Raw genomic sequence first — 23406 nt, 5'->3', positions numbered from 1 at the left:
AGAGCAAACACCATTGAACCTGCGACCACAGGTTCAGCGGTAGCACCGAGCAACACCCGCCCCTGGTTCGGCCTGCACGGAGGCAGTTCCAGGGGCGTTTTTGATTCTGCAGAACAACAATAATTGGGAGCCTGCCATGTCGGTCGATCCGCAAAAACTTCTCCGCGAACTGTTCGACACAGCCATCGCCGCCGCCCACCCCCGTCAAGTTCTCGAACCCTACCTGCCCGCCGACCGTAGCGGCCGGGTCATCGTCATCGGCGCCGGCAAAGCCGCAGCTGCCATGGCCGAAGTGGTCGAGAAAAGCTGGCAGGGCGAAGTCTCTGGCCTGGTCGTTACCCGTTACGGCCACGGCGCCAACTGCCAAAAAATCGAAGTGGTCGAAGCCGCCCACCCGGTCCCGGATGCCGCCGGCCTGGCCGTGGCCAAGCGCGTGCTGGAACTGGTCAGCAACCTCAACGAAGACGACCGCGTCATCTTCCTGCTGTCTGGCGGGGGCTCGGCACTGCTGGCCCTGCCTGCCGAAGGCCTGACCCTGGCCGACAAGCAGCAGATCAACAAGGCGCTGCTCAAATCCGGCGCCACCATCGGCGAGATGAACTGCGTACGCAAACACCTCTCGGCGATCAAAGGCGGCCGCCTGGCCAAGGCCTGCTGGCCGGCCACGGTGTACACCTATGCCATTTCCGATGTGCCGGGCGACCTCGCCACGGTAATTGCCTCCGGCCCCACCGTGGCCGACCCGAGCACCTCGGCCGACGCCCTGGCCATTCTCAAACGCTACAACATCGAAGCGCCGAAAGCGGTCATCGACTGGCTGAACAACCCAGCCTCGGAAACCGTCAAGGCCGATGACCCAGCCCTGGCCCGCAGCCACTTCCAGCTGATCGCCAAGCCCCAGCAGTCGCTCGAAGCTGCCGCGGTCAAAGCCCGCCAGGCCGGCTTCAGCCCACTGATCCTCGGTGACCTGGAAGGTGAATCACGCGAAGTGGCCAAGGTACACGCCGGCATTGCCCGGCAAATCGTTCAACACGGCCAGCCGCTGAAGGCGCCCTGCGTGATCCTGTCGGGTGGCGAAACCACCGTAACCGTGCGCGGCAATGGCCGTGGCGGGCGCAACGCCGAGTTCCTGCTCAGCCTCACCGAAAGCCTGAAAGGCCTGCCGGGTGTGTACGCCCTGGCCGGCGACACCGACGGCATCGATGGCTCGGAAGAAAACGCCGGTGCCTTCATGACCCCGGCCAGCTACGCCCGCGCCGAAGCCCTGGGCCTGTCGGCCAGCGACGAGTTGGACAACAACAACGGCTATGGCTACTTCGCCGCGCTGGATGCGCTGATCGTCACCGAGCCGACCCGCACCAACGTCAACGACTTCCGCGCCATCCTGATCCTCGAGACTGCCCAATCATGACGCCTGATAAAAAAGTAAAGATCCTCGCCACCCTTGGCCCTGCGATCAACGGCATCGACGACATCCGCCAGCTTGTCGAAGCCGGGGTGAACATCTTCCGCCTCAACTTCAGCCACGGCGAGCATGCCGACCACGCCCTGCGCTACCAGTGGATCCGCGAAGTCGAGCAGCAACTCAACTACCCGCTGGGCATCCTCATGGACCTGCAAGGGCCAAAGCTGCGCGTGGGCCGCTTCGCTGAGGGCAAGGTACAGTTGCAACGCGGCCAGGCCCTGCGCCTGGACCTGGACAAAACCCCGGGCGACAACCGCCGGGTCAACCTGCCGCACCCCGAAATCATCGCTGCCCTCGAACCCGGCATGGACCTGCTGCTGGACGACGGCAAGCTGCGCCTGCGCGTCACCGCCAAGCACAGCGATGCCATCGACACCGAAGTGCTGAACGGTGGCGAGCTGTCCGACCGCAAAGGCGTCAACGTACCGCAAGCGGTGCTCGACCTCTCTCCGCTCACCGAAAAGGACCGCCGCGACCTGGCCTTCGGCCTGGAGTTGGGCGTGGACTGGGTGGCCCTGTCGTTCGTCCAGCGCCCTGAAGACATCGTCGAAGCGCGCCAGCTTATCGGCGACCGCGCCTACCTGATGGCCAAGATCGAAAAACCCTCGGCGGTCGAGCAACTGCAAGCCATCGCCGAACTGGCAGACGCGATCATGGTGGCCCGTGGTGACCTGGGCGTGGAAGTGCCGGCCGAAAGCGTGCCGCAGATCCAGAAGCGCATCATCGGCACTTGCCGCCAACTGGGCAAACCGGTGGTGGTGGCCACGCAGATGCTCGAATCCATGCGTTTCTCGCCAGCGCCTACCCGTGCCGAAGTCACCGACGTGGCCAATGCCGTGGCCGAAGGTGCCGACGCGGTGATGCTGTCGGCCGAGACCGCTTCGGGTGATTACCCGCTGGAAGCGGTGCAGATGATGAGCAAGATCATCCGCCAGGTGGAAAACGGCCCGGACTACCAGGCCCAGCTCGACGTTGGCCGGCCAAAAGCCGAAGCCACCGTGTCGGATGCCATCAGCTGCGCTATCCGCCGTATCAGCGGCATCCTGCCGGTGGCGGTGCTGGTCAACTACAGCGAGTCGGGCGCCTCGACCCTGCGCGCGGCGCGCGAGCGGCCACGGGCACCGATCCTCAACCTGACACCGAACCTGAACACCGCACGCCGCCTGAGCGTGGCGTGGGGCGTGCACTCGGTGGTCAACGACCGCCTGCGCCAGGTCGACGAGGTGGTGTCTACGGCGCTGGAAATTGCCCAGGCGCAAGGTATGGCCAGCCGTGGCGACACACTGCTGATCACCGCCGGTGTGCCTTTCGGCAAGCCGGGGTCGACTAACACGCTGCGGATCGAGACTTTGATCTGAGATTGCCGGGGGCGCTCTGCGCCCCTTTCGCGACACAAGGCCGCTCCTACAGGAGACCGCAATCCCTTGTAGGAGCGGCCTTGTGTCGCGATAGGAGGGCAAAGCCCTCCCAATACACCGAACCTGCGGAAAACAGAGGCCCAAAGAGGCCCACCGCCCTCCATCAACCTCACTGACTGCCCCATGTACACCAAAAATTTCGTCAACCCGTGCCCCGACTGGGCCACGGCGTTACTCAACGGCTTCAGCCAGGTGCTGCTGCTGCGCAACCCCCTGTGCGGCCTGTGCTGCCTGCTGGCCATCCTGCTGACCGCGCCCAGCCTGGTCGGCGGTGGTGCCCTGCTCGGCGCCCTGGCTGGGCTACTCACCGCCCAGGCCCGCGGTTACGACCGCGCCGATCGCCAGGCCGGGTTGTATTGCTACAACGGCGTGCTGATCGGCATCCTGATCAGCGTCGTGCTGCCCTGGTCGGCGATCCTGCCACCACTGATCATCGCCGCCGGCGGCCTGTCCAGCATCATCACCCACCAATGGCGCAAGCGCGGCGGCAAACTTTTGATCGCCTACACCGCCCCCTTCGTCCTGCTGGGCTGGGCCACGCTGCTGCTCGCCAGCCCCTCACCCAGCGGCTTCGTCGAAGCCGACCCGCTGTATGCCCTGGCGCGTGGTGTGGGCCAGATCTTCCTGCTCGATCAACCCCTGGCAGGCGCGCTGATCATCCTCGGCATGTTCATCGCCAACCCCTATGCCGCCATGTGGGCGGTAATTGGCTCGGCCATCGGTGGGGGCGTGGCGCTGCTCACCGACCAGGCGCAGGCTGCGTGGCTGGGCCTACATGGCTTCAACGCCGCGTTGGCGGCATTGGCCTTTAGCCGCCAAGGGGAGAAAATAGGGGTGACATTACTGGCTATTGGACTGGCATTGGTATTGCAGCCCCTGTACAAATTTCTGTCAATACCTGCGTTAACAGCACCTTTTGTCACTGCATGCTGGGTAATTCACGTCGGCGCGCACTTAGTTCGTCCTAATACATCGCCGAGGGCAGGAAAACTGCCAAACAACAATGTTCACCAATCAACTAAATAAACGGATGCCCTAGCCCCGCAAGCACCGCTTCTGATATTTCCTCGCTCAATCGCATTCGTTCATTTTCATCCCGTATCACTTGGACCCTATTAATTTCTGATAAATAGGGTTCTCTATTGACCCTCAATATAAGTTTGTCGATTTTTTGTTGTGAATAACCATAATACTCCGGAGTGATCTTCGGAATATCTACTAAACCTTTGCTGACCTTGGCTAACAACACCAATTGATCTGCATTCGTTGGCTCTTTTTTCAGCATGGCATCCAGCTGTGATGTTTTAAGAGTTTCCTCAACCACCGCGTTCATTCTCTTAGACGTAGTCGCAAAACTTCTGAGCGCTCGTGGTTCCGTTACCGCTACGATTTTACTAATCATCTCGTTCGGCAGCATATTCAGAGATGAGGACGTTGAACCCACTTGCGCAGCATTAGGCGCCGCCTTGAAAGCTGACTTGATTAACTCCCAAAAATGCCCCGATTTATCATGACGATTTATTGGGTCACCTTGACAATACGAGTACGTATTAGGTCCGCCCTTACCAAACGGGCTCATGCTGTCAGGACTTGAAAAGCGCATAAGCTGCGGGTTGTAAAATCGATATCCGTTACCCAACGCATAGCCATGGAAGATGCCATCACAGCGCTCGCCATTGAAACCTAAAGAGGGAGCGCGCAGCATCGGTGAGTAACCAAAAGCTGTGTATGATTGGCCACGCTTCGCCACAACATCTTCGACAGCGATTGACCCAGGTAATAATCCAGTTTTCTGGTTCATGCTCATCTCGCTGTGCTAGTCCCCTACCAGTATTCTGCCCCAAGCAGTCCGAACCGATAACTAGCAGTTTTAACAGTCCAGCCTTGCTGTCTTGGACTAAGACCCTCTAGGCTTACTGCTTCACCCTCGGAACACATACGATGCCTACCCCGCAATCGCTACGCGAACGCCTCTATATCATGGTCTTCCAGACTGACACCGTGGCTGGAAGACGCTTCGACAAAATCCTCCTGCTGATCATCCTGGCCAGCCTGGTCACGGTGATCCTCGACAGCATCGACAAAGTGCACCAAGGCTACGCCGGTCTGCTGGCCGCCATCGAATGGGGCTTTACCGCGATCTTCCTGGCCGAGTACATCACCCGCCTGTACTGCTCCCCCAAGCCCTTGCGCTACGCCTTCAGTTTCTATGGCCTGGTCGACTTGCTGGCGATCGTGCCGGGCATCATCGCCCTGTACTACAGCGACGCCCAGTACCTGCTGATCATCCGGGTTATTCGGATGCTGCGGATCTTCCGCGTACTGAAGCTCAGCCCGTACCTCAAGCAGGCCCATTACCTGATGGAGGCGCTGCGCGGCAGCAAGCAGAAGATCATCGTGTTCCTGGTGACGGTATCGACCCTGGTGACGGTGTTCGGCACGCTGATGTATGTGATCGAAGGGCCGGAGCATGGCTTTACCAGCATTCCCAAAGGCATCTATTGGGCCATCGTTACCCTGACCACCGTGGGCTTTGGCGACATCGTGCCGAAGACGCCGCTGGGGCAGGTGCTGTCATCATTGGTGATGATTACCGGTTATTCGATCATTGCCGTGCCGACCGGGATCTTCACCGCAGAACTGGCCAACGCCATGCGTGGGGAGCAACTGCAGCATGATTGCCCAACCTGCCAAAAGAAGACCCATGAGCATGGGGCGGCGTTCTGTTCCCGGTGTGGGAATGGGCTGTTTCCCAAGCACTGAGGCCCTGTACTTGCAGCGGAATAACCAAAGTGTTTTTTGTTCTTTAACCCACTTCGAGCCACCCGCTATAGTCGCTGGCAATCTGCCCCAATACTCTTCAAGAACAAGGAAGCAACGTGAAAAAACTCTTCACCGCCTCACTGCTCGCCGCAGGCCTGGCCCTGGGTAACCTCGCCCAGGCCGCCCCTACCCTGCTCAACGTTTCCTACGACGTGATGCGCGACTTCTACAAGGACTACAACCCAGCCTTCCAGAAACACTGGGAAGCCGAGCACAAAGAGAAGGTCAACGTGCAGATGTCCTTCGGCGGCTCCAGCAAGCAGGCGCGTGCGGTGATCGATGGCCTGCCGGCCGATGTCATCACCATGAACATGGCCACCGACATCAACGCCCTGGTCGACAACGGCAAGCTGGTGCCGGACAACTGGGTAACCCGCCTGCCGAACAACAGCGCACCGTTCACCTCGGCCACAGTGTTCATCGTGCGCAAGGGCAACCCAAAAGCCCTGAAAGACTGGCCCGACCTGCTTAAGGACGGCGTGCAGGTGATCGTGCCCAACCCGAAAACCTCGGGTAATGGCCGCTACACCTACCTGTCGGCCTGGGGCTACGTGCTCAAGCAAGGCGGTGATGAAAGCAAAGCCCGCGATTTCGTCGGCAAACTGTTCAAGCAGGCCCCCGTCCTGGACACTGGCGGCCGCGCCGCCACCACCACCTTCATGACCAACCAGATCGGCGACGTGCTGGTCACCTTCGAGAACGAAGCCGAAATGATCGCTCGCGAGTTCGGCCGCGACCAGTTCGAAGTGGTCTACCCAAGCGTGTCGGCAGAAGCCGAGCCGCCGGTGAGCGTGGTCGACAAGGTGGTGGCCAAGAAAGGCACCCAGGCCGTGGCCGAGGAATACCTGAAGTACCTGTGGTCGCCAGAAGCCCAGGAGATCGCCGCCAACAACTACCTGCGCCCGCGCGATGCGACGGTACTGGCCAAGTACACCGACCGCTTCCCGAAAGTGGACTTCCTGTCGGTGGAAAAAACCTTTGGTGACTGGCGCACCGTGCAGAAAACCCACTTCAATGATGGCGGGGTGTTTGACCAGATCTATAGCGGTCAGTAACTGATACAGGCAGTGCCGGCCCCTTCGCGGGCAAGCTCACGAAGGGACCGGCACAGGCCATACAACAATCGAACTTTCCATACCCTTTACCCATCAGTTCCTTGAGTAACCCTGCCCCGCTCACCCCGGCCCAAGGAGTACTCCAGTGCTGCGCTTTCTCTCTACCCTGTTGCTCGGCTGCCTGCTGAGCACCCACCTGCTTGCCGCCGACCCCACCCCCACCGAAGAACAAGCCGCCGAACCCGAACCAGTACTGCAAGGCGGGCTGCTTGGCGCCTTGGCCGACGGCCTGGACAGCGCCGCCCAGGAGCTGGACCTCGACGCCCACCTGGTGGATGCCTGGCGCTTGCGCACCGATCGCGCCGCCAAAGAGGTCGAACGCCTGGTCGACCGCCACTCGGCCAGCGACTCGCTGCAACTGGCCGGCAACTTCTTGTTGCTTACATTCACCTGGGCCGCCAGTTTCGCCGCGCTCACCAGCCTCGGGCGCTGGGTCGCAAGACGCACTTCTTGCACCCTGTGGTTGCGCGAGCGCAAACGTGCCAGCAGCCTGCTGGGCTACCTGCTGCTCTACACCCTGCCAGCGCTGGCCAGCCTGCCGCTGACGCTGTACGCCAGCCGCTTCCTCGACCCCTCGGTAGCCCGCGCGCTGGGCCTGAGCCTGGCATACGCCACCAGCAGTGGCTTGTTCTCGACCTCGATCATTCTGTGCCTGATCACCCTGTTCGATGCCGGCCACAAGCGCCCGGCCGTAGCAGTGATCAAGCGCCTGGCCCCACGGCTGCTTTTTCTGATCGGCTTCCTCGCGGCCTGGAGCGACGCCCTTACCAGCCCGCAGATTGCCCGCCAGTTGGGCGGCAACATCACCGCCAGCATTGCCGTGCTCACCGGTCTCACCGCCACCTTCATCTTCGCCAGCCTGGTCATTCGCCTGCGCCGCCCGGTGGCGCACCTGATCCGCAACCGCAGCTTGAAGGACCGTGTGCAGCACCGGGCCGTGCAGGAGACCCTGCGGATCTTTTCGGCGGTGTGGTACCTGCCAATCCTGTTGATGATTCTGGTGTCGGCGATTCACCTGGTAGGTGCCGGTGAAGAAAGCCAGAAGGCCCTGCAGAAGGCTTTGCTGACCACTGTGCTGCTGGTATCGACAGTGTTTCTCAGCACGTTGCTGCAACACTTGCTGGCCCCCCGGGAAAGCGACCCGGCGCAACGGGTACGCCCCTACAAAGAACTGCTGCGCAGCCTTGCCCATGCGCTATTGCGCATCGCCATGGCAGTGGCCTTCATCGAATTGCTGGGGCGCATCTGGGGTTTCTCGGTGATCGATTTCGCCCTGAGCAACAGCCTGGGCCAGGCGATCAGCAACTCGCTGTCGAGCATCGGCCTGATCCTGCTGGTTACCTGGCTGCTGTGGGTGGTGCTTGATACCGCTATTCAGGAAGCACTCAAGCCTGCCGTCGGCCGCCGCGCCGCACGCCAGCCAAGTACCCGGGTGCGCACCATCCTGCCGATGCTGCGTAACGCGATCAAAGTGGTCCTGATCGTTATCTGCACCATCACCACCATGGCCAACCTGGGCATCAACGTTGCGCCCTTGCTGGCCGGTGCCGGGGTGATCGGCCTGGCCATCGGCTTCGGTTCGCAGCAGTTGGTGCAGGATGTGATCACCGGATTGTTCATCCTGATCGAGGACACCATTTCCATCGGCGATTGGGTGGTGCTCGATTCCGGCCATGCCGGTACCGTCGAAAGCCTGACCATCCGCACCCTGCGCCTGCGCGATGGCAAAGGCTTCGTGCACTCGGTGCCGTTCGGCCAGATCAAGGCGGTTACCAACCAGTCGCGGCAGTTCGCTTATGCGTTTTTTTCGGTGCAGTTCACTTACGACAGTGATGTGGATGCGTCGCTGGCACTGATCCATGAAGTGGGCAAGTCGATCAGCGAAGATCCGCTGCTGCGCATCAACCTGCAGGGGCCATTGCAAGTGTTCGGCGTGGACCGCATGGACTTGAACGGCTTTGTGCTGACGGCGCAGTTCCGCACCATTTCCGGCGGGCAGTATGCGGTAAGCCGGGCGTTCAACGAGCGGTTGAAGAAACGCGTGGACCAAACCGACAACGTGAGTTTTGCCCAGGTATACCCGCTGCCGATGCAGGCTCTTGGCGCTTGATGCCGCCTGTACTGGGCTCTTCGCGGGTAAAACCGCGAAGAGCCCAGCAAGGGCAACATCAAACTTTACGGAACACCAAGGCCTTGAGCCCCCCGGCCGGGTCCACATCCGGGAACTCCGGCGGGTTCTCCAGCCGCTCGACAAACGCAAGCGTCGGCGCCTGCTCCGCCATCCCTTCAATGAGAAACTCCGGCCCGATGCCCGGATCATTCACACACGCCAGCACCGTGCCGCCCTCAGTCAGCAACTCCGGCAAACGCCGCAGGATCTTCGCGTAGTCCTGGGTCAACACGAAGCTGCCACGCTGAAAGGTTGGCGGGTCGATGATGATCAGGTCATACGGCCCGTACTTGCGCACCTTGCCCCACGACTTGAACAGCTCATGGCCCAGGTACGCCACCCGCGATGCCTCGTGGCCATTGAGGCGGTGGTTGTCCCGGCCACGTGACAGGGCCGATTTGGCCATGTCCAGGTTCACCACCTGCTCGGCGCCACCGGCAATCGCTGCCACCGAGAAACCGCAGGTATAGGCGAACAAGTTCAGCACGCGCTTGCCCGCCGCCTGCTCACGCACCCAGCGCCTGCCGTAGCGCATGTCGAGGAACAGGCCGTTGTTCTGCCGCACGCCCAGGTCCAGCAGGTAGCTCAGGCCGTCCTCGACCACCTCACGCTGCTGGCACGGCTCGCCCACCAGCCACTGGCCCGGGCTGTCGGGCAGGTAGCGGTGCTGGATGATGATCGCCTGGCCGGTCCATTGCGGGCGCTCAGCCAACGTGCGCAACATGGCCTCCAGCTCGGCCAGCTGGCCCTCGGACGGCTCGCGGAACAGGGCAACCGACAGCACGCCTTGCAGCCAGTCGACGGTGACCTGCTCCAGGCCCGCCCAGCAGCGCCCACGGCCGTGGAACAGGCGGCGGGTTTCCTGCGGGGCAGGGTCGAGGGCGGCGAGCAGGTGCTTTTCAAGGATGTGGATCGGCGAAGTCATGGTGGGTCGCAGGCTGACAAAAGCGGCATTCTACCTCAACTTTTGACGGCAACCCGCGCCGGTCGGAACCACCACCCCTGCTGCATTCCCGCCGCCGCCAGCAAGATCAACCCCACCCCCAGCCACTGCAACGGCGCCAGGCGGTGCCCGAACGCCACCCAGTCCACCAGAATCGCCGCAATCGGGTAAATGAACGACAGCGCACCGGTCAACGCCGTGGGCAAACGCTGTATGGCACTGTACAGCAGCACATACATCAGGCCGGTATGCACCATGCCCAGCGTCAGCAGGCTGGCCAGCGCCGGCACTTCACCCGGCAAGCCGCCAAGCTTGACCCACGGCGCCAGCAGCAGCGCACCCGTGGCTACCTGAATCAACGCGATCAGGTGCGGGGGCGTGCCACTCAGGCGCTTGATGATCAACGCAGCGATTGCATACAACAACGCTGCCCCCAGCGCCAGGGCAATCCCGAGCAAATAATCCTCGCCACTGCCCTGCCCCGCCCCATGTGCACTGACGATGGCCAGCATGCCGAGGAACGCCACGCTCAGCCAGGTCACCTTGGCCAAGGTGATTTTCTCGCCCAAAAACAGTGCCGCCAGGCCCACCAGCATGAACGGCTGCACGTTGTACACCGCCGTACCAATGGCAATCGATGCCCGCGAGTACGAGGCGAACAACAACAGCCAGTTGCCGACAATGGCCACCCCACTGGCAATCGCCAGCAAGAATGCCGTGCGGCTGATCACTCCCGGCCGTAGAAGCCCAAATGCGGCGCAAATCGCCAGCAAGGTCACGGCACCGAACACGCAGCGCCAGAACACCACATCCAGCACCGGTAGGCCAGACACCAGCACGAACCAGCCGATGGTCCCGGAAATCAGCATGGCAGCGACCATTTCCAGCGAGCCACGGCGCAATGAACTGTCCATCTCACACCTCCTGTTGACGATGGCAACAGTATGCAAAGGTTGCAGCCTGACCTTCCAGCGGTTAACCAAGGCAGATCTGCAGTCATGCCTTTACTATCAAGGCAAATATCGTGAATTACCTGATGAGGCGAGCATGACCGATGCCATCGACCAACTACTGATCAATGCACTGATGGAGGACTCACGCCGCTCGCTCAAAGCGCTGGCGCAGGTCAGCGGGCTGTCCGCGCCCAGCGTCAGCGAACGCCTGCGCCGCCTGGAGGAGCGTGGTGTGCTGCGCGGCTACACCGTGGAGGTCGACCCACGCGCCTTTGGTTACCAGTTGCAGGCCATCGTGCGCATCCGCCCGCTGCCGGGGCAGTTGCACGAGGTGGAGCGGCAGATCATTGCCATCCCTGAGTTCACCGAGTGCGACAAAGTCACGGGTGAGGACTGTTTCATTGCCCGGCTGCATGTGCGCTCGATGGAACAACTGGACACCCTGCTCGACCGTATCAATGTGCTGGCCGAAACCAATACCGCCATCATCAAGAAAAGCCCGGTGAAGCGGCGGTTGCCGCCGATGGATTGATTTTCTCTTGCACGGGCCTTTTCGCAAGCGTCCTCGTGAAGAGGCCCGCGCAGGAAAAGCTGACTATTTTTTGTACACAAAAACGTCACCATAAGTGCCATTTTTGTGTGCACTTACCCTCGGTAACGCCCCAATACGTTACACACTTCCCGCCAAAAATTTTGACCAAATGATCAACTAACTTTTGCACTAAAAAATTAAACCTGTTCATTTGGTCAACTTATAACGTCAGCATTTCATTAACTTATCTTTCAACAAGATAGTTTCAGAATGCTGGGCAGAAGAAAGTTGAATACTCCTTGGCATAGAAATGGCTTTTGTGTATTCGTGTTTTGTATACAACCTAAACAAAACATAAATACACAAGAACCCGCGACGCCGACCCAATGTCGGCCGCCGCGCCCAGAACCCTTTGATGCCAACACTGCACTGACGAGATGGCGAGCCCGTGCGCATGCCCGCTCATCGCAGTCCAAGTGCATCAGGAGCCCGCCGGAATGAGTAGCAGCCTCGACCTTGCCCCTGAACTATCCGTCGCCAGCACCCACCCCAACACCACCCTCACCGGCAACGCGCCGGAACTTGCCCTGAGCCCGCGCCTGCATAACCGCGACCTCGCGCCAACACGTATCGAAGGCCGTCGCTGGGGCGGCTACAGCATCTTCGCGCTGTGGACAAACGATGTGCACAATATCGCCAACTACTCGTTCGCCATGGGCTTGTTCGCCCTCGGCCTGGGTGGCTGGCAAATTCTCTTGTCGTTGGCCATCGGTGCGGCCCTGGTGTATTTCTTCATGAACCTGTCCGGCTACATGGGGCAGAAAACCGGGGTGCCGTTCCCGGTCATCAGCCGCATTGCCTTCGGTATCCACGGCGCGCAGATCCCGGCGCTGATCCGCGCCGTCATCGCCATTGCCTGGTTCGGCATCCAGACCTACCTGGCCTCGGTGGTGCTGCGGGTACTGCTTACCGCCGTGTGGCCACAAATGGCGGCATACGACCACGACAGCATCCTCGGCCTGTCGAGCCTGGGCTGGGTGTGCTTCGTATCGATCTGGCTGGTGCAACTGGTCATCCTGGCCTACGGCATGGAGATGGTGCGCCGCTACGAGGCCTTTGCCGGCCCGGTGATCCTGCTGACCGTCGCCGCCCTGGCGGTGTTCATGTACTTCAAGGCCGATGCCCGCATTGCCTGGTCGGTGGCTGCGCCGCTGACTGGCTACGAGATGTGGCGCAACATTTTTGCCGGCGGCGCGCTGTGGCTGGCGATCTACGGCACTTTGGTGCTGAACTTCTGTGACTTCGCCCGCTCCTCGCCGTGCCGCAAGACCATCCGCGTCGGCAACTTCTGGGGCCTGCCGGTGAACATCCTGGTGTTCGCCGTGATCACCGTGGTGCTATGCGGTGCGCAGTTCCAGATCAACGGCCAAATCATCGACAGCCCGACGCAGATCGTCGCCGCCATCCCCAGCACGCCATTTTTGGTGCTCGGCTGCCTGGCCTTCCTGATCGTCACCGTGGCGGTGAACATCATGGCCAACTTTGTCGCACCAGCCTTCGTGCTCAGCAACCTGGCGCCGCGCCACCTGAACTTCCGCCGTGCCGGGCTGATCAGCGCCACGTTGGCGGTGCTGATCCTGCCGTGGAACCTGTACAACAGCCCGTTGGTGATCGTGTACTTCCTGTCGGGCCTGGGCGCCCTGCTCGGCCCGCTGTACGGGGTGATCATGTCCGACTACTGGTTGCTGCGCAAAGGCTGCATCAACGTGCCACAGCTGTACAGCGAAGACCCGGCCGGCGCCTATCACTACAGCAAAGGCATCAACCTGCGCGCCGTGGCCGCCTTCGTGCCGGCTGCGCTGCTGGCCATCGTCCTGGCCCTGGTCCCCAACTTCCAGAGCGTGGCGCCGTTCTCCTGGTTGATCGGCGCCGGTATCGCCGCTGCCCTGTACCTGCTGATCGCACCCCGCAACCGCCAATACCACGACGTCAGCGGCGAGTGCATCGCCGTCGACCACAGCAGCCATTAATCAAGGAAGACAGCCCATGCGTATTCTGATCGCCAACGTCAACACCACCGAAGCCATCACCGACGCCATTGCCGAGCAGGCCCGTGCGGTGGCTGCGCCCGGCACCGAAATAATCGGCCTCACACCTTGGTTTGGTGCCGAGTCGGTGGAGGGCAATTTCGAAAGCTACCTGGCTGCAATCGCGGTGATGGACCGAGTATTGGCCTTCGAAGGCCCCTATGACGCCGTGATCCAGGCGGGTTATGGCGAACACGGCCGCGAAGGCCTGCAGGAGCTGCTCAACGTGCCGGTGGTGGACATTACCGATGCTGCCGCCAGCACAGCAATGTACCTGGGCCATGCTTATTCGGTTGTAACCACGCTGGACCGCACCGTACCGCTGATCGAGGACCGCCTGAAGCTGTCCGGCCTTTACGAGCGCTGCGCCTCGGTGCGTGCCAGCGGGCTGGCGGTACTGGAACTGGAGGCCGACCCACAGCGGGCCGTGGAGGCGATTGTCGAGCAGGCCGAACGGGCCGTGCGTGACGACAAGGCCGAAGTGATCTGCCTGGGTTGCGGCGGCATGGCCGGGCTGGACGAGCAGATTCGCCAGCGCACCGGTGTGCCCGTGGTGGATGGTGTGAGCGCAGCGGTAACCATTGCCGAATCGCTGGTGCGCATGGGGTTGAGTACTTCCAAGGTACGCACCTATGCCACGCCGCGCGCGAAAAAGGTGCTGGGTTGGCCGATGCGCTTCGGCCGCTGATCCAGTATTTCCCTGTGCCGGCCGCTTCGCGGGCAAGCCCGCGAGGGGGCCGGTACTATCGCCCCATCATTTCGACCAGGCGCTGCGCACTGCCACAGGCCAAGGTAAACCCCAACGCACCATGCCCCAGGTTCAGCCACAAGTTGCGATACACCGTCCCGCCAATGATCGGCACCCCGGTCGGTGTCGCCGGCCGCATCCCGGCCCACTCCACCGCCTGGTTATAATCCGCAGCCTTGGGTAACGTCTCAAGTGCCAGCCGCCGCATGCTCTGCAACCTGCGCTTTTCCACCGACTCGTCAAAACCGACAATGTCCACCATCGCCGCTACCCGTAGCTGCTGCCCCAGGCGGGCGTAGACGATCTTGCGCTCATAATCGGTAAGGCTCACTTCCGGGGCTTGGTGCCCGGCACCGATCGGTGCCGTCAGGCTGTAGCCCTTCAGCGGGTAGACCGGTATATGCACCCCCGGTAGTGCCAAGCCTGGGCCGCGATGCCCGGCGCATAGCACCAACTGCTCCACCTCCATCTGCTCGTCGCCCAGTTGTAGCGCTACAACCTGGTCCTGGCACCGCACCAGTTGCGTCACTGGCCGACCAAGCAGAACACGGCATTGCCCCGAAGCGCGTAACAGGGCCTCCAGGCGCTGGCAGAACAAGTGGCAATCACCCACCTCTTCATCCGCTGTGAACACGCCACCGACAAACGGTGCCCCCGCCAATGCAGGCTCCAGCGCGCGCAGCTCGACTGCCGCCAAAACCCGCTGGCTGGCAGGGTCCGTCAACTGCGCTCGGCCATGGGCAAAGGCCCGCTCGCTGCGAAAAGCCACCAGCTTGCCGTTGCGCCGCCAGGCAAAGTCGCCCAGGTTCTGCGCCTCGCGCCATTGCCCCAGAACGGCCTGGCTGTGCAACGCCAGCTCCAGCAGTTGCCCGGCATTACGGCGATTGACGCTGCGCCGGCAAGCCAGGGTAAAGGCCAGCAGCCAGCGCCACTGCGCCGGGTCAAGGCGCAAGCGCAGGCGCAGCGGCGACTCGCCCTGCAGCAGCCAGCCCAGTGCCTGCCAGGGCACTCCGGCATCGGCCAGTGGCGCCACATACCGATAGGACAATTGCCCGCCATTGGCAAAACTGGTGGCCGACGCCAGGCTGTCGCGCGCCTCGATCAACGCTACCGAATACCCGTCACGAACAAGGGCGTAGGCCGTTGCCAGGCCAACCACCCCGCCACCGATTACCGTTACCCGCTGCTTCATCCTTCATCCCTGTTCCGGCTTCCTGGCCAAACAGTACCAGCGGATCAGGTCGGGCAGCTATGCGCACCGTCATTCAGGCCCTGGCGCACGTTACGGCTGAGCAGGCTGGCCTTGCCGTCGTGCCAGGTCAGGGTCAGTACATAGAGGGTGTCGAAGTCATCCCCGCTCCAATCCTCGGTGATCACCCGCTCTTCACCCAGGGCCTTGCCCGCCACGGTGTTGATCAGCTCTGGCAGGTAGCCGTGGGACCAAGCGGTGTAGACGGTTGCATTGCGGTATTTGTCGCTCAGCAACTCTTCGGCCAGTTCATCGGTGTCGTTGGCGCCGTAGTCGATGTTCACCGGCAAGCCGAGGCGAATGGCGCTGGGGGTGATGGTCATCAGCGGGCGGATATAGCTGTAGCTTTCGTCCCTGCTGCCTTCTTCGACATGCCGTGAGGGGTTGGCGGCAAACACGTAGTCAGCCTTGCCGAAGCGTTCGGGCAGCACGGTTGCCAGGTCCAGCGCACGGTTGAGGCCTTGGCAGTTCAATTGGCCCAACCCTTCACCTGGCTTCTCGCCATGACGCAGGAACACCAAGGTTTGAGTGCCATCCACCGGTTGCGCCCGGCTTTCGACAGCCTCCAGCGCCAACGGTACAGCGACGGCTGTGAGCACCAGGCTCAGCAGCAAGTGACGGCGACGGTGGAAGAATGTTGGCAACTTCATCAAGGCAGGCTCGTGTGGCATAAAAATCGGAGTTACCCGCCACATCGCCCGGCCAGTCGCAGGGCGCCCTTGTAGTAAATGCCATCCTTGGCAACGAGTGAGGGTCAGAGTGCCCTGAACCCGTTTGGTTCCTCCCTGGAGGTGGATGCCGTTCCCTAGGCAAGGCCCAGGCTAGGGGAAAAGTGTTGCGCAATTGTGTAAGGTGCAAGAACCTCGGGTTGCAATACGATCACTCAATCATCCCGCGTCAGCACTTCCACCAGCTCGATCTCGAAGGTCAGGTCCGAATTCGGTGGGATCGAGCCCACGCTGCGCTCGCCATAACCCAGGTGCGCCGGCACTAGCAGTTTGCGCTTGCCGCCAACCCGCATACCCATCAAGCCTTGATCCCAGCCCTTGATCACCCGACCAGTGCCGATCACGCACTGGAACGGCTTGCCGCGCGACCAGGACGAATCGAACTCACTGCCGTCGGCCAGCCAGCCGGTGTACTGGGTGGTGATCAGGGCGCCTTTGACGGCGGCTTTGCCATCACCCTCGACCAGGTCGATGATCTGCAGTTCTTGGCTCACGGGCACACTCCAACGCTGAAAACAAAGCCGCCCTTTTCTCAGGAATGCAGCGGTTTGGCAAGTTCGCGCGGGGTTTCATGCTGGCGCATCGACCACAGCACGCCGCCAATCACCAGCACGATCGCTGCCGCTTCCAGCAAGCTTGGGCCGGCCTGCCGCCAGAAAAAGGCATACAGCAGCGCAAACAGGGTTTCAAACACGATCAGTTGCCCACTCAAGGTCAGCGGCAGGCGCTTGGAGGCGGCGTTCCACAACGCCATGGCAAGCCACGAACCGAGCACTGCGCAGGCCAGGCTGGCCGCCCAGAACAACCACCAGCGTGACATCGGCGTTTCGGCCTGCAGCTGTTGCGGCTGCCACAGTGCCAGGCCAGCGACCATCAACAGGCTGGCAAGGCCAGTCATTACCCCGCACAACACCGACCATTGGTGGCTGTCGAAGTGGCCGCACTGCTTCAGGTAACGGCTGTTCTGCACGGCGTACCAGGTCCAGCACGCCAGGGCGGCCAGCGCGTAGAACAGGCCCATCAGCTTGTCGCCAATATCGCCGGGGGCGAAGGCAAAGGTTTGCAGATTGATGCACAGCATACCGGCAAGGATCAGCGCCAGCGGGCCGACCAGCCGCGCCAGGGGCACCGCGCCGCTGTCATTGCGGCCGTACAGGGTGATGGTCAGCGGCAACACGCCGACGATCAACGAGGCTGGGGCTACACCCAGGCGCTGGATCGCCGCCACCAGGCACACGAAGTACACCAGGTTGCCGATCACCGCCAGGCGCAACAGCATCCACGCATCACCTGCGGTCAGTTGGCGCAACTGGCGCGCCATGGGCAGGGCCAGCAGCAGCGAGATCACGCCCACCATCAGGTAGCGCACGCTGCTCAGCAGCATCGGATTGAACTCGGGCAGCAGCTCGGGAACCATCAGCACCATGCCCCATAACGCACCGGCCATGCCGGCGTACATCACCCCGCGTTTCACGTGTCAGCTCCTGGTTTGAAGATGAACGCAGGCTACCTGTGCGCAGGGTATCGGGCAAAAGATGAATTCGCATCGCTGCATTCCCTGGAGGAATGCCAGCGTGCTCATTAAGATGTTGCCAGGTGGCGCCGCCACGACATTGCACGGAGCCAACCATGAGCCGCTACAGCCGCCACCTACCCCCGCTCGATACCCTGATCGCCTTCGAGGCTGTGGCCCGTACTGGCAGTTTCACCCGTGCCGCCGGCGAGCTTTACCTGACTCAGAGCGCGGTATCCAAGCAGATTCGCTTGCTCGAAGACCAGCTCGGCACCCAGCTGTTCGAACGCCGCGCCCGCGGCATTACGCTGACCACCGCTGGCGAGCACTTCCATGATGTGGTCGAGCCGATGCTGGACAAGCTGCTGGCCAACGTCCAGCGCTTGAAAAGCGGCCATGGCAACCGCCATGTCAGCGTCATCTGCACCCATGCCGTGGCGCAATATTGGTTGTTCCCGCGCCTGCTGCGCTTCAACGAACAGCACCCTGGGCTTACGGTGAACATCCATGCCAGCAACGACATCAACGAGAGCCTGGTTGCCGATTACGACTTCGGTATTCTCTACGGGCATGGCCGCTGGCGTTCGCTGCAAGCCAGCAAGCTGTTCGATGAAGTGATCTACCCGATTGCCAGCAGCCGCTGGGACATCAGCCAGGTCGACAGCCTGGCGGCGCTGCAGGCCATGCCACTGATCCAGCTCGATGCCTCGGCCTGGAACTGCCTGGACTGGCACGACTGGTTCGCCCATTTTGGCCAGCGCTATCAGGCACCCGCCGATGCGCTCACCTTCAACCAGGTGAACTTGGTGTTCGACGCGGTCATGCAAGGAATGGGCGTGGGCCTGGGTTGGGAGTCCATGGCCCGTGAACGCATCAACAGCGGCCTGATCCGCCAGGTGTGCGATTTTGAAGTACGCACCGGTCAGGCCGACTACCTGGTGCACGACCGCCAGGCTTTGCCCTCACCCGCCGCACAGGTGTTTGCCGAGTGGCTGCTGGCACAGGCCTGAATCAGCTGTACTGCTCAAGTACCTCCTGGCCGGTGAGTTCCTTGGTCTGGTTGGCGAAGCAATACCAGGACGGTTTTTCCTCGACGAAGATCTGCAGGTCGAAATCCCACTCTTGGTCGCCATCGAGCAGGCCGACCGGCACGGCGTGGAAGTCGTTGGCCTTGAGCCGGTAGTAAAGGTGCGTGCCGCACCGGCCACAGAAACCACGCTGGGCCCAATCGGACGAATCGTAGACGCTGGGCGCACGCCCTTCGATCAGCGGAGGTTGGCTGCAGTGCACCACCAGTAATGGCCCCCCGGTCCACTTACGGCACATGCTGCAATGGCAGGCGCTGATATGGGTGTTGTCGACGGTGACCGTGAGCCGGGTAGCGCCGCACAGGCAGGTGCCTTGTTTTTCCTTGGCCATGGGTAGTTCCTTGAGCGGAAGATGGGCCCTGTAGGCGCGGCCTTGTGCCGCGCCTACAAGGGACGGTGACAGCGTGTTAAATATAGACAGTACCACGCAGGTACAACGCCGCCCGCCCACTGATGATCACTCGATCATTGCCCGGCACTTCGCACTGCAGCTGCCCTTTGCGTGCCCCGCCTTGCTCGCAGCCCAGCACGCTCTTGCCCAATCTTTCGGCCCAAACCGGCGCCAGCGAGGTGTGCGCAGACCCGGTTACCGGGTCTTCATTCACGCCAACCCGTGGGCCAAACCAGCGGGTGACGAAATCAAAGCCACGCCCTGGCGCAGTCACGGCAATACCGCGCACGTCGAATGCCGACAACGCAACGAAGTCTGGTTTCAGTGTATCGAGCAGCAAAGCGTCATCGATCACCACCACATAATCGTCGCTGCGATACAGCGCCTGTGCCGCGTTCAGACCCAATGCCTGCAACAGGCCCGCCGGGATGTCCACGGCTTCCGGTTGCTTAGCCGGGAAGTCCATGGCCAGCAGCCCGTCAGCGCCACGGCTGACGCGCAGTTCGCCACTGCGGGTATTGAAGCGCAGCACCTGCGTCTGCTCACCCAGTTGCTCGAACAGCACATAGGCCGAGGCCAGGGTGGCATGGCCGCACAGGTCGACTTCCACGGTCGGGGTAAACCAGCGCAGGTCGAACGTTTCGCCATTGCGCACGAAGTAGGCGGTTTCCGACAGGTTGTTTTCTTCGGCAATGCGCTGCAGTACATCGTCCGGCAGCCAGCCTTGCAGCGGGATCACTGCGGCCGGGTTGCCACCGAACGGTTCAGCGGAAAAGGCATCGACCTGGAAGATTTCGAGTTGCATGCACACACTCCTGGTTGCCTGGGCGCTGCCAGGCAGTTAACTGGAAAAGGTTACGAGCGTACCGGGGTCAATACCGGCTCACCGGCAAAGAACGCCTGCAGGTTGCGCAGCACCAGTGCCACCGTGTCGCGTGCGGCTTCCGGCGACTGGCCGGCCACATGGGGTGTGAGCACGGTGTTGGCCAAGGCCTTGAGGGCATCGGGCACTGCCGGTTCGTCGTCGAATACGTCCAGCGCGGCGCCAGCCAGCTGGCCATGCTGCAATGCGGTAATCAGGGCCTGCGTGTCGACCACGCTGGCACGGGCGATGTTCACCAGATAGCCCTCAGCCCCCAAAGCCTCCAGCACCTGCGCATGGACCAGATGCCGAGTGTTGGCACCACCCGGGGTGGCAACGACCAGAATGTCGACGGCCTCGGCCAGGTGTCGCGGGCTGTCGTACCAGGTGTAAGGCACATCCTGGCGTGGCGTGCGGCTGTGGTAGCTGATGGGCATGTCGAAGCCCAGGTGAGCACGCTTGGCGATTGCCAGCCCCACTGCGCCAAGGCCCAGAATGCCCAGGCGTTTGCCACTCACCGAAGGGCTGATCACTCGGTTCCATTCCCCGCGCCGGGTACTGGCATCGCCACGGGGAATGTTGCGCAGCAGCGCCAGCAGCAAAGCCAGGGTGTGGTCGGCGACGGCAGCGGCATTGGCCCCGGCACCGTTGGTAACGGTGATGCCGCGGGCTGCGGCGGCAGCCAGGTCGACCTGCTCGTAGCCGGCACCGATCACGCAGATGATCTGCAACTTGGGCAATGCGTCGATTTCGGCGGTAGTCAGCCCCAGTGGCCCACGGGTGAGCACGGCATCGATGTCATCGGCGTGACGCTCAATGGCCTCGGCCCGCAGTTGCGGCGAGGGGGCACGGATCAGGCGGTAACCTGCCTGCTCCAGCATGGGTAGGTAATCATCGACGGTTTCTACCAGTACCAGGACTGTCTTGCGCATGCCACCTCCAAGTCAATTCATGGGGGCATTATGCGGAGTCACCGGCCAGTACAGTCAATCGAAATATCAAGCCGGAACTGTACTGTATTGCACTCTTAGGATAATACACTTGCAATACCAGTAAACCGAAAACAAGCCCTCCGCGAGCCAGACCTGAATGAGTCGACTGGTTTCCGACTCGGCCCAAACCCAATCATTACTCGCGCACTACCGATTAGTTTAATACCTTAGCGCCGCAGCATACCTATCAATTCTGCCAGGTGCCCTTTTCGTGCGCTTGTGCAAGTCTAATACGACTCCAAACTTACTGGACCGTAAACATGAGTCTGCGATCAACCTTAATACTGGCTCTTTTAATGAGCGGCTGCGCCACCACGCCACCGGTGGTAACCCATAATGCGCCGCTGGCCGCTCGCGCCTACCAGGAAGGTAACTTGGTTGCCGCACGTTTAAGCGAACGCTACCACTATGCACCACCTGATTGCGGCGAGGACTCAAAACCTGCATTTCTGTGCAGCGGTGTAATTTTCAGGGCTACCCATTACTCCCCCGCGTATGACGCGTGGAATCCCAGCCCACCCTCAGTCGTAAGTGGTGGCGTATCGTTCTCCTATCTGCGCAAGGACGCCAAATTCAACACCATGCTGCCGGGTCAGCACAATGGCTACATATTGCACCCCGTCCTCAACAGGCCATTCGGCAAACGAAACTTGGAGGTTCTGTGCTACTTCCCGATTGATGCAGATACAGACCAAAGAGAAAAGCCAGGCTGTGGAGAGCATAAAAACTTTCCCACCGTAAGCCGTTCCTGTGAGCTGCAGAGTATCCAGACCGCGGAGCAGTGGCAGCAACATTACTCCCAGACACAACTCAAGCGTGAAAGCCAATGTGGGTTCAACGTCAGTGACGAGCGCAACACCGAGGCGGGTCCGGCTTTCAACGAGGCAATGCGCACGCACAATCTTGGTAGCACAATCCCAGAACACTTGTTCATGATGCCAAATGAGTTTCGCATTGCTACCTGGCCGCAAAACATCCCCTTAGAACTGCCGATCGAAGCGTTCTTCTACGTAGACGCGACTGGGCTGATCGATGCCAAGAAAGATCGTGACAGTTTCCAAGCAAAAACCAGCATACGCTTACCGTTGATAAAGATCACATTACCTGCCAACCGGCAACAGGACGCATTGTTCGATTACAGGCCCGAAGACAATAACTGATACAACTGGAGGCAGTCATAAAGCGAACAAAGCGCAGAACGTCATGAACGATTGATTTTTAATCAGCTCGCTTGTCAGCAACTATCGAAAACCTCCGCAACACCCAGACCAATGAGCCCTTCAATCGACAGGCATTAACTTCGACAAGTGAGTCTTCATAAATGAAAACACTGACACTCCTCCTTGTAGCATTGACCTTGACGGCATGCACTCAAACCCAAATCAAACCCTATCAACACACGCCAGTGGATGGGGCGGCAACGGCTCAGGCCTTGAACGCCAGGTATATCGATGATCGGCAGAATTGTGGGAATACCAGTATCCCTTCATTTCTCTGTAGTGGCGTAATACTTCGGGCAACTACGTATTCAACCAGCTACGATCCTTGGGATGCCAGCCCAGCCGCACAACAAAAAGACGGCGTGTCATTTTCCTACTTACGCAAAGATGCCAAATTCGCTCGATTGGCCTACGCGCTGACAAATGGCTTCATTTTTTACCCCATTTTTGACATGCCCCCCGACAAGATAAAACTGGAGGTATTCTGTGCATTCGTTATCGACGGCTGGACGAACGACAGGCCCGATCACGGATGTGGCGCAACCCCGGGATACGCTGTCAGCAAGCCATGCCACGAGAGCGGTATTCTCACCGCCAGCGACTGGCAGAATCACTATCGGGACGTTGGGGGCGTGAGCCAGCGCTTATGTGGCTTCAATGTGCGTGACAGCGCCAATGATCATGCCGGCCCGTCGTTTTACCAAGCGCTGCAGGCAAAGAGCACCGGCAGCTTGGCCGAAACGCTGTTCACCCAGCAGAACGAAATTGTCATCAAGTCATGGACGGACGATGTGGATGGCGGCTTACCCATACAAGCATTCTTCTATTTGAAAGACAGTGCCAGTGGTTTGGCCGAAGCCCAAGACATCAAGCGACGTTTTCTCGCCAAGACAGGAATCGATGTTCCACTGATCCGGCTCACCCTGCCAAGTCTCAGCAGCCAGGACGCCCATTTCGATTACATATCAGACGACAACAGAAAAGCTTCACCTGTGCCAGCATGCCCATCCGGTCTGGCACCTTGCAGCTGAATGCACGCAGCCAACGGAGTCATGCACCATGACTAGGCCAGCCTATCAGGAAAAAAAATCACGCTGATGGTGCCGGCC

Annotated in this window: 22 protein-coding genes; 12 read left to right on the top strand and 10 right to left on the bottom strand. The window is 60.9% G+C overall.

Going from position 1 to position 23406, the window contains the following annotated elements:
* Positions 1-136 precede the first annotated feature (136 nt).
* The 3 genes from DM807_RS06775 to DM807_RS06765 all read left to right on the top strand — a co-directional run bounded on the left by DM807_RS06775 (position 137) and on the right by DM807_RS06765 (position 3909).
* Positions 137-1411, top strand: coding sequence for a glycerate kinase type-2 family protein (locus tag DM807_RS06775; protein ID WP_060493792.1), 1275 nt, complete (start codon positions 137-139; stop codon positions 1409-1411).
* Complete coding sequence (gene pyk, locus DM807_RS06770) at positions 1408-2823, top strand: pyruvate kinase (RefSeq protein WP_012273448.1); 1416 nt, start codon at positions 1408-1410, stop codon at positions 2821-2823. Before DM807_RS06775 ends, pyk begins: the two co-directional genes overlap by 4 nt.
* A 183-nt stretch (positions 2824-3006) precedes the next feature.
* Positions 3007-3909, top strand: a complete 903-nt coding sequence (locus tag DM807_RS06765; RefSeq protein WP_179027188.1) for an urea transporter — start codon at positions 3007-3009, stop codon at positions 3907-3909.
* On the opposite strand, the gene DM807_RS06760 is transcribed toward DM807_RS06765, so the two are convergent.
* The gene (locus DM807_RS06760; RefSeq protein ID WP_244965012.1) at positions 3902-4684 is read right to left on the bottom strand and encodes an RHS repeat-associated core domain-containing protein; all 783 of its coding nucleotides are present in this window, start codon (positions 4682-4684) and stop codon (positions 3902-3904) included. The genes DM807_RS06765 and DM807_RS06760 overlap by 8 nt on opposite strands.
* Before the next feature lie 140 nt (positions 4685-4824).
* Between DM807_RS06760 and DM807_RS06755 the strand changes: the two genes are divergently transcribed.
* The 3 genes from DM807_RS06755 to DM807_RS06745 all read left to right on the top strand — a co-directional run bounded on the left by DM807_RS06755 (position 4825) and on the right by DM807_RS06745 (position 8931).
* Positions 4825-5646, top strand: coding sequence for an ion transporter (locus tag DM807_RS06755; protein WP_179027186.1), 822 nt, complete (start codon positions 4825-4827; stop codon positions 5644-5646).
* 116 nt (positions 5647-5762) lie between these two features.
* A complete protein-coding gene (locus DM807_RS06750) occupies positions 5763-6761 on the top strand; it encodes a sulfate ABC transporter substrate-binding protein (RefSeq protein ID WP_012273452.1) in 999 nt (332 codons plus the stop codon).
* 145 nt (positions 6762-6906) lie between these two features.
* A complete protein-coding gene (locus DM807_RS06745) occupies positions 6907-8931 on the top strand; it encodes a mechanosensitive ion channel domain-containing protein (protein WP_179027185.1) in 2025 nt (674 codons plus the stop codon).
* Between the two features lie 58 nt (positions 8932-8989).
* On the opposite strand, the gene DM807_RS06740 is transcribed toward DM807_RS06745, so the two are convergent.
* Together DM807_RS06740 and DM807_RS06735 are read right to left on the bottom strand one after the other, a co-directional pair.
* Positions 8990-9916: a class I SAM-dependent methyltransferase gene (locus DM807_RS06740; RefSeq protein ID WP_179027184.1), complete on the bottom strand. Its 927-nt coding sequence runs from the start codon at positions 9914-9916 to the stop codon at positions 8990-8992.
* Positions 9917-9951: 35 nt separating this feature from the next.
* Positions 9952-10848 carry a DMT family transporter gene (locus tag DM807_RS06735; RefSeq protein WP_071984611.1) on the bottom strand — a complete coding sequence of 299 codons (897 nt, stop codon included), beginning with the start codon at positions 10846-10848 and terminating at the stop codon, positions 9952-9954.
* A 133-nt stretch (positions 10849-10981) separates the two neighbouring features.
* Between DM807_RS06735 and DM807_RS06730 the strand changes: the two genes are divergently transcribed.
* The 3 genes from DM807_RS06730 to DM807_RS06720 all read left to right on the top strand — a co-directional run bounded on the left by DM807_RS06730 (position 10982) and on the right by DM807_RS06720 (position 14194).
* Positions 10982-11419, top strand: a complete 438-nt coding sequence (locus tag DM807_RS06730) for an Lrp/AsnC family transcriptional regulator (RefSeq protein ID WP_012273456.1) — start codon at positions 10982-10984, stop codon at positions 11417-11419.
* A 497-nt stretch (positions 11420-11916) separates the two neighbouring features.
* Positions 11917-13449 (top strand): NCS1 family nucleobase:cation symporter-1, encoded by a 1533-nt coding sequence (locus DM807_RS06725; protein ID WP_012273457.1) that lies wholly within the window; start codon positions 11917-11919, stop codon positions 13447-13449.
* 16 nt (positions 13450-13465) lie between these two features.
* Positions 13466-14194: an aspartate/glutamate racemase family protein gene (locus DM807_RS06720; RefSeq protein ID WP_012273458.1), complete on the top strand. Its 729-nt coding sequence runs from the start codon at positions 13466-13468 to the stop codon at positions 14192-14194.
* 55 nt (positions 14195-14249) lie between these two features.
* On the opposite strand, the gene DM807_RS06715 is transcribed toward DM807_RS06720, so the two are convergent.
* From DM807_RS06715 to DM807_RS06700, 4 genes are all read right to left on the bottom strand, one after another.
* Positions 14250-15446: a D-amino acid dehydrogenase gene (locus DM807_RS06715; RefSeq protein ID WP_012273459.1), complete on the bottom strand. Its 1197-nt coding sequence runs from the start codon at positions 15444-15446 to the stop codon at positions 14250-14252.
* A gap of 44 nt (positions 15447-15490) precedes the next feature.
* Positions 15491-16153, bottom strand: a complete 663-nt coding sequence (locus DM807_RS06710) for a histidine phosphatase family protein (RefSeq protein ID WP_179027183.1) — start codon at positions 16151-16153, stop codon at positions 15491-15493.
* Between the two features lie 233 nt (positions 16154-16386).
* Positions 16387-16725 (bottom strand): FKBP-type peptidyl-prolyl cis-trans isomerase, encoded by a 339-nt coding sequence (locus DM807_RS06705; RefSeq protein ID WP_012273461.1) that lies wholly within the window; start codon positions 16723-16725, stop codon positions 16387-16389.
* 38 nt (positions 16726-16763) lie between these two features.
* The gene (locus DM807_RS06700) at positions 16764-17705 is read right to left on the bottom strand and encodes a DMT family transporter (protein WP_012273462.1); all 942 of its coding nucleotides are present in this window, start codon (positions 17703-17705) and stop codon (positions 16764-16766) included.
* A gap of 155 nt (positions 17706-17860) precedes the next feature.
* Here DM807_RS06700 and DM807_RS06695 point away from each other — a divergent pair, with 155 nt between their 5' ends.
* The gene (locus tag DM807_RS06695) at positions 17861-18754 is read left to right on the top strand and encodes a LysR substrate-binding domain-containing protein (RefSeq protein WP_060493018.1); all 894 of its coding nucleotides are present in this window, start codon (positions 17861-17863) and stop codon (positions 18752-18754) included.
* Position 18755: 1 nt separating this feature from the next.
* Here DM807_RS06695 and DM807_RS06690 read toward each other — a convergent pair whose 3' ends face one another.
* From DM807_RS06690 to DM807_RS06680, 3 genes are all read right to left on the bottom strand, one after another.
* Positions 18756-19163, bottom strand: a complete 408-nt coding sequence (locus DM807_RS06690) for a GFA family protein (protein ID WP_012273464.1) — start codon at positions 19161-19163, stop codon at positions 18756-18758.
* Between the two features lie 76 nt (positions 19164-19239).
* Positions 19240-20028 (bottom strand): PhzF family phenazine biosynthesis protein, encoded by a 789-nt coding sequence (locus tag DM807_RS06685; protein ID WP_179027182.1) that lies wholly within the window; start codon positions 20026-20028, stop codon positions 19240-19242.
* A 50-nt stretch (positions 20029-20078) separates the two neighbouring features.
* Entirely contained in the window at positions 20079-21017 is a 939-nt protein-coding gene (locus tag DM807_RS06680) for a 2-hydroxyacid dehydrogenase (protein ID WP_179027181.1), read from the bottom strand.
* A gap of 320 nt (positions 21018-21337) precedes the next feature.
* On the opposite strand from DM807_RS06680, the gene DM807_RS06675 reads away from it, so the two are divergent.
* Positions 21338-22237 carry a hypothetical protein gene (locus DM807_RS06675; RefSeq protein ID WP_012273467.1) on the top strand — a complete coding sequence of 300 codons (900 nt, stop codon included), beginning with the start codon at positions 21338-21340 and terminating at the stop codon, positions 22235-22237.
* 161 nt (positions 22238-22398) lie between these two features.
* Complete coding sequence (locus DM807_RS06670; RefSeq protein ID WP_141729038.1) at positions 22399-23328, top strand: hypothetical protein; 930 nt, start codon at positions 22399-22401, stop codon at positions 23326-23328.
* The last annotated feature ends 78 nt before the right edge of the window (positions 23329-23406 follow it).

The organism is Pseudomonas hunanensis (genome assembly GCF_013393325.1).
GTDB lineage: Bacteria > Pseudomonadota > Gammaproteobacteria > Pseudomonadales > Pseudomonadaceae > Aquipseudomonas > Aquipseudomonas putida_P.
This window is presented reverse-complemented; position numbering and strand designations above follow the sequence as displayed.